Source organism: Allobaculum sp. Allo2 (assembly GCF_022701175.1).
GTDB lineage: Bacteria > Bacillota_I > Bacilli_A > Erysipelotrichales > Erysipelotrichaceae > Allobaculum > Allobaculum fili.
This window is the reverse complement of the sequence record NZ_CP078088.1, coordinates 1,989,340-2,003,232: the sequence shown is the minus strand read 5'-3', so window position 1 is coordinate 2,003,232 and position 13,893 is coordinate 1,989,340. Positions and strand designations below refer to the sequence as shown.

Genomic DNA, 13,893 nt, shown 5'->3' with positions numbered 1-13,893 from the left:
GCGGGCTCAAACGACATCCCCCAGTCCGGCGAGACTTTCTGCTTCATAACGCTGCAAATCCAAAGAGGGGCTGTTTTCCTTAAGCTCGCCGTACATCCGCAAAGCCCTGGAATAATACGCTTCGGCTTTATCCCAGTTTTTAGACAGCGCCTGGGCCTCGGCTGCCTGCAGACAGGCACAGGCAAATTCCTGTCTGGTTTTCAGACTGCAAAATTCTTCCATATTGGATTTGGCCATCTGCAACCCCCGGTACGCAAAATACACGGACACGATGAAAAGATCCTGGTCCCTGTAAATCCAGCTGAGTTTAAGAAAAACTGCACGCAGTCGACGGAGCATCATGCACCGGGGATAAATCCGATGTTCGAGCAGTCTCTGATAATTCGAAAGCGCGTTCTCGTAATACGATTTCGCCTTGATCAGCATGTCCTCACGGTGCTGGACATACAGCGTCTCCCAGTAAAAATACAGGTCGCCAAAACATTCCTGAGCATACGAAAAATGATACAGAGCCAGAGAGGAACTGTCGTGTCCAAGTACAGTGACGCTAAGCTCATCCGCATGCCGATAGCTGCGTTCGGCTTCCAGATTTCGGCCGTTCTGGCGCGCAATTTCTCCTAAAGCGAGATATGTCGCCCACAAGTGCTGCCGGATTCGATCCATTTCCTCGTTATTTGGAACGATCAAATCGGCATTCTCTGGCCAGATGGACTTGTTTTGCCCATTCGACTCCCGGATCTTCAAGATTTCTTGATCCAGTACGAGCGACTGATTGATGTAATATTTCGAAACGGAGAAATCCTTCTGTCTCATGCAAAGTTCGGCGATAAAACGAAAAAGCCAGGAAGACTTCTGCTTCCATTCCAGAACGACCGGATCATCTTCTACAAAACGGGAATGGGGATCCGGATTAGCGGAGTCTAAACACGAGAGGGCATCCAGTGCGTGGAGAACGGCTTCATGAAGCTGGTCTTTTTCAGTTCGAAGCCGGGCTGCAAGCAGATGGGAAGGATAGTCGGGGTGCACCTCCACTCGTTTTTCGGCCCATTGTATCGCCTCATTGAGACTTGCCGGGACGCCTTTTCCGTAGAGATGAAGGAAAATCATTTCGTCCATTGCACTCGTGTGGTTCATTTCAGCTGCTTTTTGAAGGCAGGCGATGCCTTTTTCATAGTCGATCGGTCTTCCAATTCCGTTCATGCAGGCAAGACCCGTTCGGTAAAGCTGCTGAGCGCTGTCGGTAAAGGGATTTTGGGGTCAGCCGGATTAAGTACAGGAAAATGGAGACTTTCGTTTTCCTTTTGGTTCTGGAAACCGAAAGAGTCCTCCAGGCAAAAGATGCGGCAAGGATCTGCATCCAACATCTTTTTCTGGGTAAGCTGCCAGACGGGGATGAGCATTGCGTCCTGTTTCAGAAACAGGAAGCACCGCATTTCCCAGCCCGGATTTTTCTGAAAACGAAGCGAAAAAAGGCGGTCGGAAATGGATCAGATAGAATCGTTTCCTGTGCAGCGGTGCGGCTTTCTGTCCTTTTGGCAAGGAGGTTCGAATACTTTGAATACAGGAAACGGGCAGCCTCAGGAAACCGATAGCAGAGAGTTTCGCCGGAGTCGTTGAATGGATCGGAACAGCCCGTATCGACATTTTGCATCCACAGATTTTGAGACAGAGCGGCCTGAACATCCTGGATCTGTCTGGAAGAAGGAAAAAGCGTATTGAGATAGTCCTGAAGCTTTTGTAAAAGGACGGCTCTTTCGGATCTTCGCAAAAACGGGCGAGGGCGTGAAAAGCCGGAATATATTTCTGGAGAAAAGGAAAAACGTCCTGGTCGGCACAGATCGGAAGAAAGGGCAGGTGCAGCTTTTCAATCAACCGAAGAATCCAGTCGTGCGCAAAGCTTTCTTCACGTAAAAATTTCTGCGTGATCGGCAGGATAATCAGATTCATCTGCGAAAGATCCGAGACAAAACGGGAAAGGTCTTCGGGATGATCGGGATCTGGATCGTAATAAAGAATACATTGAGTAAGATCAAACAGATCTTGCCGGATGCTTTGAAAATGCGCCTGGAAATCTGCTGGATGCGCAGAAATATAAATCATTGGCCGGTACTCTCTCGAATAAACAAAATTTTGAATCGATTTCATGAAAATATCCTTTCTCCATTCCGCGCGCTTTCTCTTACAAAAGAATACCGATATAAACCATCAAAAATAAAGCCAGTTCATTTATGGATAATAAAGGATTAAGAATTGTCCTGTAATCGGAGGAAAGCGATCTGCACATTTCCAGAAAACAAAAGAGTCAGAAATTTTCATTTCATCAAAAGAAAAGCACCAGATATCCAGTCCCGTCTTCCATTCACAACCTGCAGAACCGGTCTGCAAAGTCTTGAACAGAGACAGAGAAAGGAAATCTGGTGCTTTGTTTTGTCAGCGGCTAAAGGGCTGTTCCTCGTGCACAGGATCGATCGAGATTCCAGACCGTCTGGAAGGGAAAGCCGGTATTCTCAAAACAGCGTGTATGCCGCGTAAGCAGAAAGGAAATTAGAAGCGCAGACCGAATCCGTACTCGTAGTAGCTGCCTTCGGAATCACGGTAAGCGTATGCTTTTCCGTTTTCATCCTTGAGTTCTTCCGGCATGAATTCGTCTTTGGCATAACCCGGGATGTCGTTGTGGGAAATGCAGACACCTTCATTGTTTACTGCGATGACTTCATCGTTTTTCGGCAGCGTGATCGGCATTTTGCCAACCGGGCTGAAGCGGTTGAAGATGACATCGAGGTAAGCGCTGGTGTATGTATCGAATCCGGCGAGCAGAGCGTCACAGAACGGTTCGAGGTTCCCCGGCATCCAGGGCAGGGAAATGTTCAGCGTGCCGATGACTTTGCCGCCATGCGCATGAACGGCTTCAGCAACAGCCGGAATGAGGTTGATGCCGGCAGCTGTCGTTTCTTCGTGCGTGGTTTCGAGCGGTTTGCCGTCTTCGCTGAAGTCAGCAACAACTTTGCCATCGCAAAGATCGATTTCGAGCAGACCTTTGGTTGCGGAGAAGTAGTTGCCGGACTGCGGGAAACCATCAGAATCGCGTAATCGGCTTTCGCATAGTCATCCGTAAGGGTGACGTTTTCCTTAGCGAATTCTTCTCTCAGGCTTGCGGTCCATTTTTCGCTGGCTTCAGCGGTCTGGTCGAAGCCTTCGATGTAGAACAGCTTGCCTTCGGTTTCCACAACGGGAAGGGTATTGTTCGTGTTCTTGAGCAGAACCACAGACTGACGGTGAACGTTCATCGCCTTGTCCCAGTCATTGCTGTGGGTGATGGCCTGTTCGGATACCTGCGGATCGCGGTATGGGTTTTCGAACATGCCCAGCGCGAATTTTTCTTCGAGCGTCTTTTCAACGGCACGGTTCAGTGCATCTTCACCGAGAGTGATCTGTTCGATCGTGTAGCCTTCTGGGATCGGGTGCGTATCGTAGTAGCCGTTTGTCGCGCGTTCCATCGCTTCTTTTGCGTAGGAAACGCCGTAGGATTCGGAAATCATATCTACGCCGTTGTTAATGGCCAGCGCAATACGTTCCGGACGGTCGAGAGCTTCTACGCCCCAGCCCATGTTGTCGATGATACCGGAGTCGGAGTTGATGTAGCCTTTGAAGCCGTGCTGATCTTTGAGCAGGTCGTTGATCATGTAGTCGTTGAACGCAAAGCCAACAGGAATCCAGCGGATTTCCTTGCCGTCCTTGCCGTACTGCGGTGCGCTCTTCTCTTTAGAAGGCTTCGCGTAGTAAGGCATGATCGAGCCGGCGTTGTAGCGAATGGCTGGGCCAAATCCTTTTGTGTGGTACTTTTCGAGAGATCCTTCGGTTGCGTATACGTTCCACTGACCTTCTTTGTAGTGCGGGTCGAAGCCGTTTTCACGAGCTCCGCCGCCTGGCCAGTGCTTGATCGTGAGCGCTACGCCATCCTGGGTAACGCCTTCCTTGGATCCCTGAACTGCAGGTACGAGTTCTTCGAAGATGGACTCGATCAGTTCTGGATTTTCGCCAAAGGTACCGTAAATACGCTGCCATCTTGGATCGGTAACGACGTCAGCCATGTACATGTAGCCTTTGCGCAGACCGGCTGCGTACCATTCCTTGCGGATGGATTCGCCAAATTCTTTTGCGATGCCCGTATTGTCGGTGCCAAGTACGGCAGCGGCAATACCCATTGTTCCAGGCCATGCCGGGAACGTACCAACGGAATCGTTCATACCGAATACGACTTTACCGTTTTCGTTACGGGAGTTTGTGGTCACCAGAACCGGGATAAAGTGTTCGTTGTTTTCCGCCTTGTTCTGCATCTGGTTGAGCCAGTCGGTCAGCTGTGCCGGTGTCGGGTTCGTACGCAGGATGAAATTTCTCATTCTGTCCTGACGTACGGCCTCGGTGGTTCCTGGCAGACGGTAGCCGGCGAAAATGGATACATTTTCGAGAATGTTTTCATCGAGCAGTCCGGTTTCGTCACTGAGGTTTTTCCCATCGGAACCGCCGGCAGGACGGCCCATGTACCCTTCGGTCGTGTACGGGTTGCGGCTGGTAACGAAAATCTGGCCGATTTTTTCCTCAGTGCTCATGGCATAGGTGAGGGCTTTGGCACGGGTTTTCGGATCAAGACGCCAGTCGGAGAAGGCTTTGAGCTCGCCGGATCCGTCAACGTCCTTAAAGAAAAGTCCTTCGGATTCGATGACCGGCTGATCGACAGTTGTGATGTCCGGTCCGTTTTCGTTATGGAAAGTTCTGATTTGTTCTGTTGCTTTCATTTTTACTGTTCCTCGCTTTCCGCTCTCCTGCAAGGGCTGCAGAAGAGTTTTATTCTGGCAAGACCAGAACTGAATCCGGAGTTTTACAAAGCTGCCAGAAGATTAAAGACAGCTAAAGAAGCCGTCGATATACGTTCTGTACAGCCTGAAAAATCCCTGAAAAAATGAATGATTCCTGAGATCTAGACAGCTGAGAATGTCAAGAAAATACTGATTCATCGGATTCGCTTTCATTGTAGACATTCACGGGCAGAATCTCTTTTGCAAGCCTGCTCGAAGCAAGAAATGCAAGGTTTTGAGCAAGTCTTTACAAGTGGAAAACGCGAACGAATTTCCATTTTCGGCTGCGGATTTTCCACAAAGGGACGGAACTGGAAAGTCAGAGAACGGAAGGCGGAAAGACAGCGGACAGGATGTCAATTCGAATGTTCTGGAAAAAGAAACCGATTTCCGTAGTGAAGTCCGGTCTGGACTTCTCATGAGATTCACATAGTTCAACCTTGCAGAAACGGCTCAATTGTTTGGAAAAGCAGTCGAGTCGTTTTGCTTATATATAGATCAGCAAACGGAGCCATTTTCTTTTCGTAAAGTCAATGTGCTCGACACATGCCCGACTTTGTGGAAAGCAGGACGAAAGAAGGAAGATGACCTGTGCAGCATGTAAACGGGCAGTCGTAAGCAGGGAAACAATAGAACAAAAAATAATGGACTTGTTCGATTCGAATAACGGGATTTCAAAATACTGTTTAAGAGATCGGATGATATCCAATCCCAATCCGCAGACAGTAAATAAAATTCAACGCTCGTATTCCTTTTTTGGCCCAGAACGCATGTCCGATCAAAGGGGAATTCTGGAAAGCCAGACGGAATCGGCGACATTTCTTCAGGAGACTGGATATCCTTTTTCCGATCATAAGTTCTCGAAGAAAATGGGAGGTGCTGTGTCCGATGGCAAAAATGCCTCCTGTATGAAAGGGGAAACAGGAAACTGTAAAAGCCAGGAATCCATATCAGCAGACGCTTGGAAGTGCGCAGGAACCGCAATATACACAACAGGAAACACAAACCCGAAAATTCGCGAAAAGACGCCAAATCCGCCTTCTGCACGCCTGCAGAAGACGGATTTTTCAGGTGCGGTACTGGACTTTTTCGAAGGATTTCAAAAGCCGGTCTGCAGCCGGGGCTTCGTTGACAAAACGGAAACAAGGGAATCCCTCCAGGAATGCCCGCAGCAAAATTCCCTTGATCCGTTTTTTCTGTACTCAAATGGTTTGACGGTGGGATAGCACAATCTGAAACAATTTAATTCACAATCTCATAACAACAATAAAGTATGTAAATAAATTAAGTTTTATAAACGGAGCGACTATAATCGGAACCGCAGGAAAATGAAACGATCGGCACAAAATGCAGTTCGTTCTGGGAAGGACATAACCCCCAGAAAACGGCACAAACGTTCACATTTTTCAAAAATGACAAACCCTTTCATTTCTTTCCCTGGCCAGCACCGTTCAACTTCGGCGGCCTGGATGTGCAATCCGGATATCAAACAACTCGAATAGAACTAATTAAAATTCAAAACGTCGACAAATACGGAAATCCAGTGGGAATCCCGCCTTAGCTGGCGCAAGAAATTCAATGTTTGGCACAATTTAAACAATTTCGATAAAGCGTTTGCACTTTTAGAATGTGAACATAAAGTTAATGAACAGGAATAATAAAAGCGGTTACAAGGCTGTTTCACTCAGCAGCATTCAGCTTTACTTCTCTTTAACTTTTTAGAACAAGTACAGACGTACAGAAAGGACAGAACATGAGAAATTACCTCACCTTAAACGAAGGCTGGCAGTTCTCTAAAGAAGCTCCCAAAAATTTTGTGGAAGTTTCCGAAACTGCTTACTCGGTAGATCTGCCTCACACTTGGAACAAGTATGACGGAACAGACGGCGGTTCGGATTATCAGCGTGGAACTTTCTACTACACGATTGATGTTCCGACATTCGAAATGAAACCGGGAAGCCGCGTTTACATCGAATTCAAAGGGCAAACTCCTCGGCAGACATTTATGTCAACGGAACGAAGGCCGGACGTCATGAAGGCGGCTACTCCACTTTCCGCTTCGACATCACAGATCTGCTCAACAAGCAGCTCGGTGCTGACAACATCATCACCGCTGCAGTGGACAACTCCGCAAATCACATCTACCCCCAGACAGCGGACTTCACGTTCTACGGCGGCCTCTACCGCGGTGTAGATCTGATCGTTGTGGAAGACACTCACTTTGATCTGGATTACCTGAGCGGACCTGGCTTCGCAATGGATTCCAAAATCCTCAACGAAAACAACGATGCAAAAGTCAATGTAACCACTTATGTAACGAATCCGAAAAAGATCAACCGCGCAGAAGTAACCATCTACGACGAAGAAGGAAACATTGCTGCAACACAGACCAAACCGGCGAAAGAAACGACTTCCTTCGAGTTTGATCTGAAAAACGCGCACCTCTGGAACGGCGTAAAAGATCCTTACCTCTACACCGTTGTATGCCGCGTGATGGAAGACAACGAAACGGTTGACGAAGTTTCCGGCCGCCTCGGTATCCGTGAATTCCACGTAGATCCGCAGAAAGGCTTCTTCCTGAACGGTGTTCTTACTCCGCTGCGCGGCGTGAGCCGTCACCAGGACCGTGCCAGCAAAGGCAACGCACTCGATTACGAAGATCATCTGGAAGATGCGCTTCTGATCAAGGAACTCGGCGCCAACACCATCCGTCTGGCTCACTACCAGCACGCTCAGGAATTCTACGATCTCTGCGATGAACTCGGTCTGATCGTATGGGCAGAAATTCCATTCATCTCCGCGGAAATCGCAGGCGAAAACGCCTTCGAAAACGCGAAAGAACAGATGAGAGAGCTGATTGTTCAGAACTACAACCATCCTTCCATCGTTACCTGGGGCATTTCCAACGAAATCACCATCGGCGGTGAAAACGAAGGTCTCTACGAGCACCTCTGCGAGCTGAACGACATCGTTCACGAAATGGATAAAACCCGTGTTTCCACAATGGCACAGGTTTCTCCGCTTCCTATGACGAGCAACCACAACCAGCTCACGGATATCCTCTCCTACAACCATTACTTCGGCTGGTACGGCGGAACCGTGGAAGACAATGACGGCTGGTTCGACACATTCCACGCAAACTACCCGGAACGTGCCCTCGGTATTTCCGAATACGGCTGCGAAGGCAACATTTCCTTCCATTCCGACAAGCCTTGCCGCGGCGACTACTCCGAAGAGTATCAGGCTCTGTACCACGAACACATGGCCAAAATGATCGACGAGCGTCCATGGCTGTGGGCTACTCACATCTGGAACATGTTCGACTTCGGTGCGGACAACCGTGACGAAGGCGGAGTAAAAGGCCGCAACAACAAAGGTCTGATGACCTTCGATCGCAAAACCAAGAAAGACTCCTACTTTGTTTACCAGGCGTACTGGTCTGAAACACCGATGATCCACATCGCTTCCAAACGTTTCAGAAACCGTGCAACAGACACCATCAATATCAAGGTTTACACAAACCAGAATGCTCCGGTTGTTCTGCTGCGCGACGGCGAAGAAGTAGCTTCTCTGCCTGCTGCGAAAGTTGTTGAGTTCAAGGACATTGCTCTGCACGACGGCGAAAACCATTTCACGGTTCAGTGCGGCAATCTGACAGACCGTGCTGTCTTTGAAAAAGTGGCTGAACCGGAAGAAAGCTACATCTACGTGGATGAAAACCCAGGCGGCGTAACCAACTGGTTCGACGATCTGAACCTGGATGAAGTAGAAGCCGTAACCATCAACCCGGACTTCTACTCCCTCGAAGACACCTTTGGCGACATCCTCAAAACGAAGAAGCTACGCTGGTTCTTTCCAACGGACTTTCTTCCCTGGCCAACATGAATATGAAACCGGCTATGCTCGGCATGTTTGTAACGAAGAAATTCTCGGATCTTGCCACGATGATGACTGGCTTTGGAGGTCAGGCACCGGATCCAAAAGTGCTCGAAGGCAAGATCAACTACATCAACTCTCAGCTTCAGAAAATTATGAAATAAGGGTAATCCCGCAGTTTCATTAATGCGCACGTTTTACCGCTTTACGTCTGCCGTCCTGGCCGGAGCTGCTGATGACTCCAGAACTCTAGTCAGGAAAAGGCGGGCTTACAGATTGATTCAATCCGCATCTTAAATACGAAAGGTTATATCGCATGAAAATTGAAAATCCTGCAAATATTACCCTGAAGCCGTTCGGTCTGAAAGACAAAATCGGCTACATGATGGGTGATTTAGGCAACGACTTCTTCTTTATCATGGCGTCCAGCTTCCTGACGATTTTCTACACAAACGTCCTGGGTGTATCGGGAGCCATTGTCGGAACTCTGTTCCTCGTAGCACGCTGTGTTGATGCCTTCACCGATATCGGTATGGGTCAGCTCGTAGACCGCGCTGTCGCTCACGCTGACGGCCGCTACCGCGTTTGGATCAAACGCATGATGATCCCGGTGGTATGCTCCGGTATCCTTCTGTTCGTACCATGGGTAGCTAACCTGCCTATGGCATGGCGAATTGTTTACATCTTCGTTACTTATATTCTCTGGGGAAGCTTCATGTATACCTCCATCAACATTCCTTACGGATCGATGGCTGCTGTACTGACTGACGATCCTGTTCAGCGTTCTTCTCTCTCTACCTTCCGCTCCCTTGGCGCTGCGTTCGCCGGTGCTATCGTTGGTTCTCTGACACCGATGATCATCTACGACAAGCTGCCAGACGGCGATCAGGTTATGAACGGCAACAAAGTCTTCATGGTTGCCTGCGTATTCGCGGTACTGGCTCTGATCTGCTACTACCTCTGCTACTCCTGGTCCACAGAGCGCATCGTTGTAGATAAGCCGGAAGGCAAGAAACAGACGATGGGTGACATTGTTAAAGCGCTCGCTACAAACCGCGCGCTCGTTTCCATCATCGCTGCAGCCATTCTCCTGCTGCTCTCGATGCTTCTGACTCAGTCTTTCAACATGTATCTTTACCAGGACTACTTCCGTGATATCACGGCAATGTCCACTGCCGGTCTGCTTTCCACAGCCTGCACGCTGATTCTGGCTCCGTTCTCCGGAACGCTGACCAAAAATTCGGTAAGAAAGAATCTGCATCCGCTGCCCTGATTTTTGCCGGCGCCCTGTATCTGATCATGTTCTTCCTGAAGATTTCCAACCCATGGGTATTTGTTGGATTCCTGCTCTTTGCAAACATGGGATCCGGTCTGTTCAACCTGATGATCTGGGCGTTCATCACCGACATCATTGACTACCAGACGTATAAAACAGGCCACAACGATGGCGGTACCATCTACGGCGTATACTCCTTCGCTCGTAAAATCGGTCAGGCTCTGGCCGGCGGCCTTGGCGGTTTCGTACTGACCTGGATCGGCTACCAGTCTTCCACAGCTGGTCAGGTTGTTACGCAGACTCCGGAAGTTCTCAACAGCATCTACAGCGTTGCGACTCTGGTTCCTGGCATCTGCTACATTCTGATCGCTCTGATCCTCATCTTCTGGTACCCGCTGGGCAAGAAGAAAGTACTCGAAATCAAAGAAGCGCTCCACGAAAGAGCACAGGCTTCGAAGTAATTCGATTGCACAAACTGAATTCTCACTGAAGGCGTTCCCTGAAAAGGCGAATGCCTTTTTGGATCTCCAGAACTTCGCAGCAGGTTTACCTGCGGCTGTGAATGTTCATGCCTTTTCCTCTAGCCTGTCTTCTTGTCGCGTTTAGTGCGTTGTCCGCCTCTCCGGTCTGCTTGCTTTGCCGCTTGTGGCCCGTCTTTGAGCGAAACTTCGGACGCAATTCGAAAAGGTCAAAGTAAAGCAAAAAGTCAGATGGGCGATTTATCATAGAAGACAGGAGGGAAACCAGGATGGAACAAATTCAAAAATCAATTCGCGAAGCTTTAAGTGAAGAGATCTTAAAGCAGGTCATCGCGGATACGTATAAAGCGATGGAAGCCAATTACAAGGCGATCAGCTCCAAAGCTTCCGGCATGGCGGATGTGCACACCTATCAGGAACTTCTTGATTACTGCTACCAGCAGGTCGGTCTGTATCTCGACAACCCAGATAATATGAAAAAGGTACTGCTCGAGACCAATAACATTCCGACTGCCTATCATTCCATGACCGAAGCGGAAGCCTTCAAGGAAATCTGTACCGAAGAATACCGCGGCTTTCCGCGTGTCATTATGATGACGGTTCTCGCCGGCAGCGAAGCCGCAGCAGCGTATGCGGCTGCGCAGTACTTCGAAGACAACGGCTTTGATCTTTCCTTTGTCGAATACGAAGACCGCATGGGCGCCACCTATCAGAAATACGTGAAAGATGCGATTGCCTACGGCCGCGGCGACGACAAGAAAGTCGTTTTCACCGGAGAACAGCAGTAAGAAGAAACGATCGGCATGCCGGAACTGCCTGCCGGATCCCGCTAAGAAGTTAAACAGCGAAGAGCGTATGCAAACCGTCTCTTCGCTGTTTTCGTTTCTGTTCAACAGACAGAAGATGCCCGCAAATACAACCCGGATCCAATCGAAAAATACGGGTTTGCCTGATCGTCGGACCAGGGCAGGAAAAGCAGATCTGTCCATGGGAGATTATCGGTTTCCATTCGGTATGCAAAAGTGAATTTCTTTGACTGAAAGGTCTGGAAATTCCTTTAGATTCCCTGTAAACTCTGAATCCTGACCGTTATTTTTCATCGCCCTGCGTGTATGATTTTCTTTACATTTTTCGGTGGGTTTCCTCTGAAAAAATGAGGGGTTCCGTTATGGAATTTATGAAAGATTTATCCTGCCGTAAGAAAAAACAGACTCCGGGCGTCAGAAAATTTTCTTTTTGTCTATCTATACTGAACACTGCCAGTGAGGCAAAAACAGCGGTTCAAATCGTCCAGTTCAGAAAAGCGTTTTCTGAATTCAATTCTTTACAGAATAATATTCAGTAATCCGTCGTTTAAAATAATCCAAATCCGTAATGTTTTCTTTTCCTTAGGAAAGCGCGTCTCATTTCTGCGAAAATCATGATTCCTGAACGGGAAATACGCATTTTTCTTAGATACCGGCATTTTGACCGTCATTTTATGGCGTCTGTAATAATTAAAGATTATATTGAATGTAAAGAACGGATAAAAACTGGAAGGAAGAAAAGGAGGGGTGGCAATGAAAAAGTCCAGCAGCCCTGCCGTTCAACGCTTTTTTCAGGTTCTGGTCACTCTGGCTGTCTGTGCGGCAGGCATTCTGATCGGACAGCTGCTTCGCGAAACCGGCGCCCCGGCAGAAACCATCGTCTGCATTTACATGCTTGTCGTCGTGATCTGCGCTTCCGTTAGCACCGGTTACGCGTATGGAATTCTCTCTGCGCTGATCTGCACGTTCGCCTATAATTTCTTCATTAGCGTACCGCATTACTCTCTGGCTCCGATTTCTCCCTATTTCATTCTGGCCGCCAGTGTCATCTTTATCGTTTCCATACTGATTTCTTCCATCACCAGCAAAGTCAAGGAAGGGGAAGTCCTTGCCCGCAAGTGGGAAGAGGAAACGAACGTTCTCTATCATCTCGCCAGAGACCTTTCCGGCGAGATGTCCATCGATGCTGCCATCGAAATTACCCTTACCAATATAGCCAGCGTATTTCAGACCGACTGCCGCATGCTTCAGTTTGACGAAAACGAAGTTCCGCTGCGCACGTTTGTTCTTCTTGAAGACTCCCGACTGAATAAGGAGGCTGTGACGAATGTCGATCGCGATTTTGCGGAATATAAAAGCCGTCCGGCAAAAGGCTATTACGTTAACGAAACACAGTACGAATGGCCGATGTATTCCCAGAACGGAAAAGTCATCGCCGCGGTCGCCATTCCCGTCGAGACGATTCATCGCATGACTCCTCTGGACATTCAGATGGTTTCTACGATGGTCGAAACAGCCGCTATTGCCTTTGACAAAATCATCCTGGCGCGTATTCAGCAGCACGACCAGCATCTGGTCAGCCAGGAACGCTATCGCACCAACCTGCTGCGCTCCATCTCGCACGATCTGCGAACGCCGCTGGCCGGCATTTCCGGAACCGCGGAAGTACTTATGGAAGAGCTCGAACCGGGAACATCGCCGTACGAGATGGCCCATAACATTCGAAAGGAAACAATCTGGCTTTATAATCTCGTCCAGAACGTTCTGTCCTTAACCAAGCTTCAGAACAGCAACTTCGCCATCAAGGCACAGGTCAACATTTTGGAAGAAGTCGTAGATTCGGCTGTGGAAACGATGGAAATTCGACTGCCGGAACGCAAGCTCAACAAGATTTATACCGACGAGCTGATCGCCTGCAAGCTCGATCCTTCGCTGCTCAAGCAGGTCGTGATCAACCTGATCGATAACGCCAACAAGTATTCGCCGGTCGACATGCCGATCGAAATCGTCATTCGCCGCTCAAAAGGAAATCCAGCGAGGGCCGAAATTCTCATCCGGGATTTTGGCGATGGTCTTTCCCAGGCGGAACTCGATAAGATTTTTGAAATGTTCTATACGACGAAGGCGAAAAATAAGAAAGCCATTCGCGGCTATGGACTTGGTTTGCCGATCTGCGATTCCATCATGAAAGCGCATGGCGGGTCGATCCAGGCCCGCAACCGGGAAGACGGAAAGCACGGCGCTGTGTTCATTCTTGAACTGCCAGTCGCCGATCTTTCTGGAACAGTCGCTCAGGCCTGAGTCGCTTCTTCGCCGCTTTTCTCTTATTGTGAAACAAAACAGCCGCTCGATTTGCGCGTGCATCGTCTCTTGACGATCTGCATTCGGATCGAGCGGCTTTTTCTATGCTACAGATTCCATATGAATCGTCGTCAGAAATTAAAACGAGAATGCCGCTGAAACAAAAATAGGGTGAATTATAAACAGGATTGGACAAAAGAAATATCGCAGGCAATCTTCAGGAGAATGTAAAGTGTTTTCATAAATTTATGTATTTTTAACGAGTTCTTTAAAGATCCCAAGTAAAATGAACTCATCCT

General features: G+C 48.6%; 8 protein-coding genes and 2 pseudogenes. 7 read left to right on the top strand and 3 right to left on the bottom strand.

Annotation, left to right across the window (positions count from 1 at the left end):
* Positions 1–6: 6 nt before the first annotated feature.
* From KWG61_RS11345 to KWG61_RS11335, 3 genes and pseudogenes are all read right to left on the bottom strand, one after another.
* Positions 7–1,209: pseudogene (locus KWG61_RS11345) on the bottom strand (hypothetical protein); the annotation flags it as partial.
* 1,335 nt (positions 1,210–2,544) lie between these two features.
* The gene (locus KWG61_RS11340) at positions 2,545–2,850 is read right to left on the bottom strand and encodes a hypothetical protein (protein ID WP_242743805.1); all 306 of its coding nucleotides are present in this window, start codon (positions 2,848–2,850) and stop codon (positions 2,545–2,547) included.
* Positions 2,851–2,867: 17 nt separating this feature from the next.
* The gene (locus KWG61_RS11335) at positions 2,868–4,796 is read right to left on the bottom strand and encodes a glycoside hydrolase family 3 protein (protein ID WP_242743803.1); all 1,929 of its coding nucleotides are present in this window, start codon (positions 4,794–4,796) and stop codon (positions 2,868–2,870) included.
* Positions 4,797–5,506: 710 nt separating this feature from the next.
* On the opposite strand from KWG61_RS11335, the gene KWG61_RS11330 reads away from it, so the two are divergent.
* From KWG61_RS11330 to KWG61_RS11295, 7 genes and pseudogenes are all read left to right on the top strand, one after another.
* Entirely contained in the window at positions 5,507–6,082 is a 576-nt protein-coding gene (locus KWG61_RS11330; protein WP_242743802.1) for a hypothetical protein, read from the top strand.
* Positions 6,083–6,609: 527 nt separating this feature from the next.
* Positions 6,610–7,050 carry a hypothetical protein gene (locus KWG61_RS11325; RefSeq protein ID WP_242743800.1) on the top strand — a complete coding sequence of 147 codons (441 nt, stop codon included), beginning with the start codon at positions 6,610–6,612 and terminating at the stop codon, positions 7,048–7,050.
* A complete protein-coding gene (locus KWG61_RS11320; RefSeq protein ID WP_242743798.1) occupies positions 6,975–8,741 on the top strand; it encodes a glycoside hydrolase family 2 protein in 1,767 nt (588 codons plus the stop codon). Before KWG61_RS11325 ends, KWG61_RS11320 begins: the two co-directional genes overlap by 76 nt.
* A gap of 2 nt (positions 8,742–8,743) precedes the next feature.
* A complete protein-coding gene (locus tag KWG61_RS11315) occupies positions 8,744–8,896 on the top strand; it encodes a hypothetical protein (protein ID WP_242743796.1) in 153 nt (50 codons plus the stop codon).
* Positions 8,897–9,048: 152 nt separating this feature from the next.
* Positions 9,049–10,469, top strand: a pseudogene (locus KWG61_RS11310) (MFS transporter).
* Between the two features lie 287 nt (positions 10,470–10,756).
* Positions 10,757–11,275: a hypothetical protein gene (locus KWG61_RS11300; RefSeq protein ID WP_230267088.1), complete on the top strand. Its 519-nt coding sequence runs from the start codon at positions 10,757–10,759 to the stop codon at positions 11,273–11,275.
* 771 nt (positions 11,276–12,046) lie between these two features.
* Positions 12,047–13,594, top strand: a complete 1,548-nt coding sequence (locus KWG61_RS11295) for an ATP-binding protein (RefSeq protein ID WP_230267087.1) — start codon at positions 12,047–12,049, stop codon at positions 13,592–13,594.
* The last annotated feature ends 299 nt before the right edge of the window (positions 13,595–13,893 follow it).

What these genes read in the sequence shown, in the direction of transcription:
- KWG61_RS11340 (WP_242743805.1), bottom strand. Translation starts at nt 2,850, where the DNA reads ATGCCGGGGAACCTCGAACCGTTCTGTGACGCTCTGCTCGCCGGATTC.
- KWG61_RS11335 (WP_242743803.1), bottom strand. Translation starts at nt 4,796, where the DNA reads ATGAAAGCAACAGAACAAATCAGAACTTTCCATAACGAAAACGGACCG.
- KWG61_RS11325 (WP_242743800.1), top strand. Translation starts at nt 6,610, where the DNA reads ATGAGAAATTACCTCACCTTAAACGAAGGCTGGCAGTTCTCTAAAGAA.
- KWG61_RS11315 (WP_242743796.1), top strand. Translation starts at nt 8,744, where the DNA reads ATGAAACCGGCTATGCTCGGCATGTTTGTAACGAAGAAATTCTCGGAT.
- KWG61_RS11300 (WP_230267088.1), top strand. Translation starts at nt 10,757, where the DNA reads ATGGAACAAATTCAAAAATCAATTCGCGAAGCTTTAAGTGAAGAGATC.
- KWG61_RS11295 (WP_230267087.1), top strand. Translation starts at nt 12,047, where the DNA reads ATGAAAAAGTCCAGCAGCCCTGCCGTTCAACGCTTTTTTCAGGTTCTG.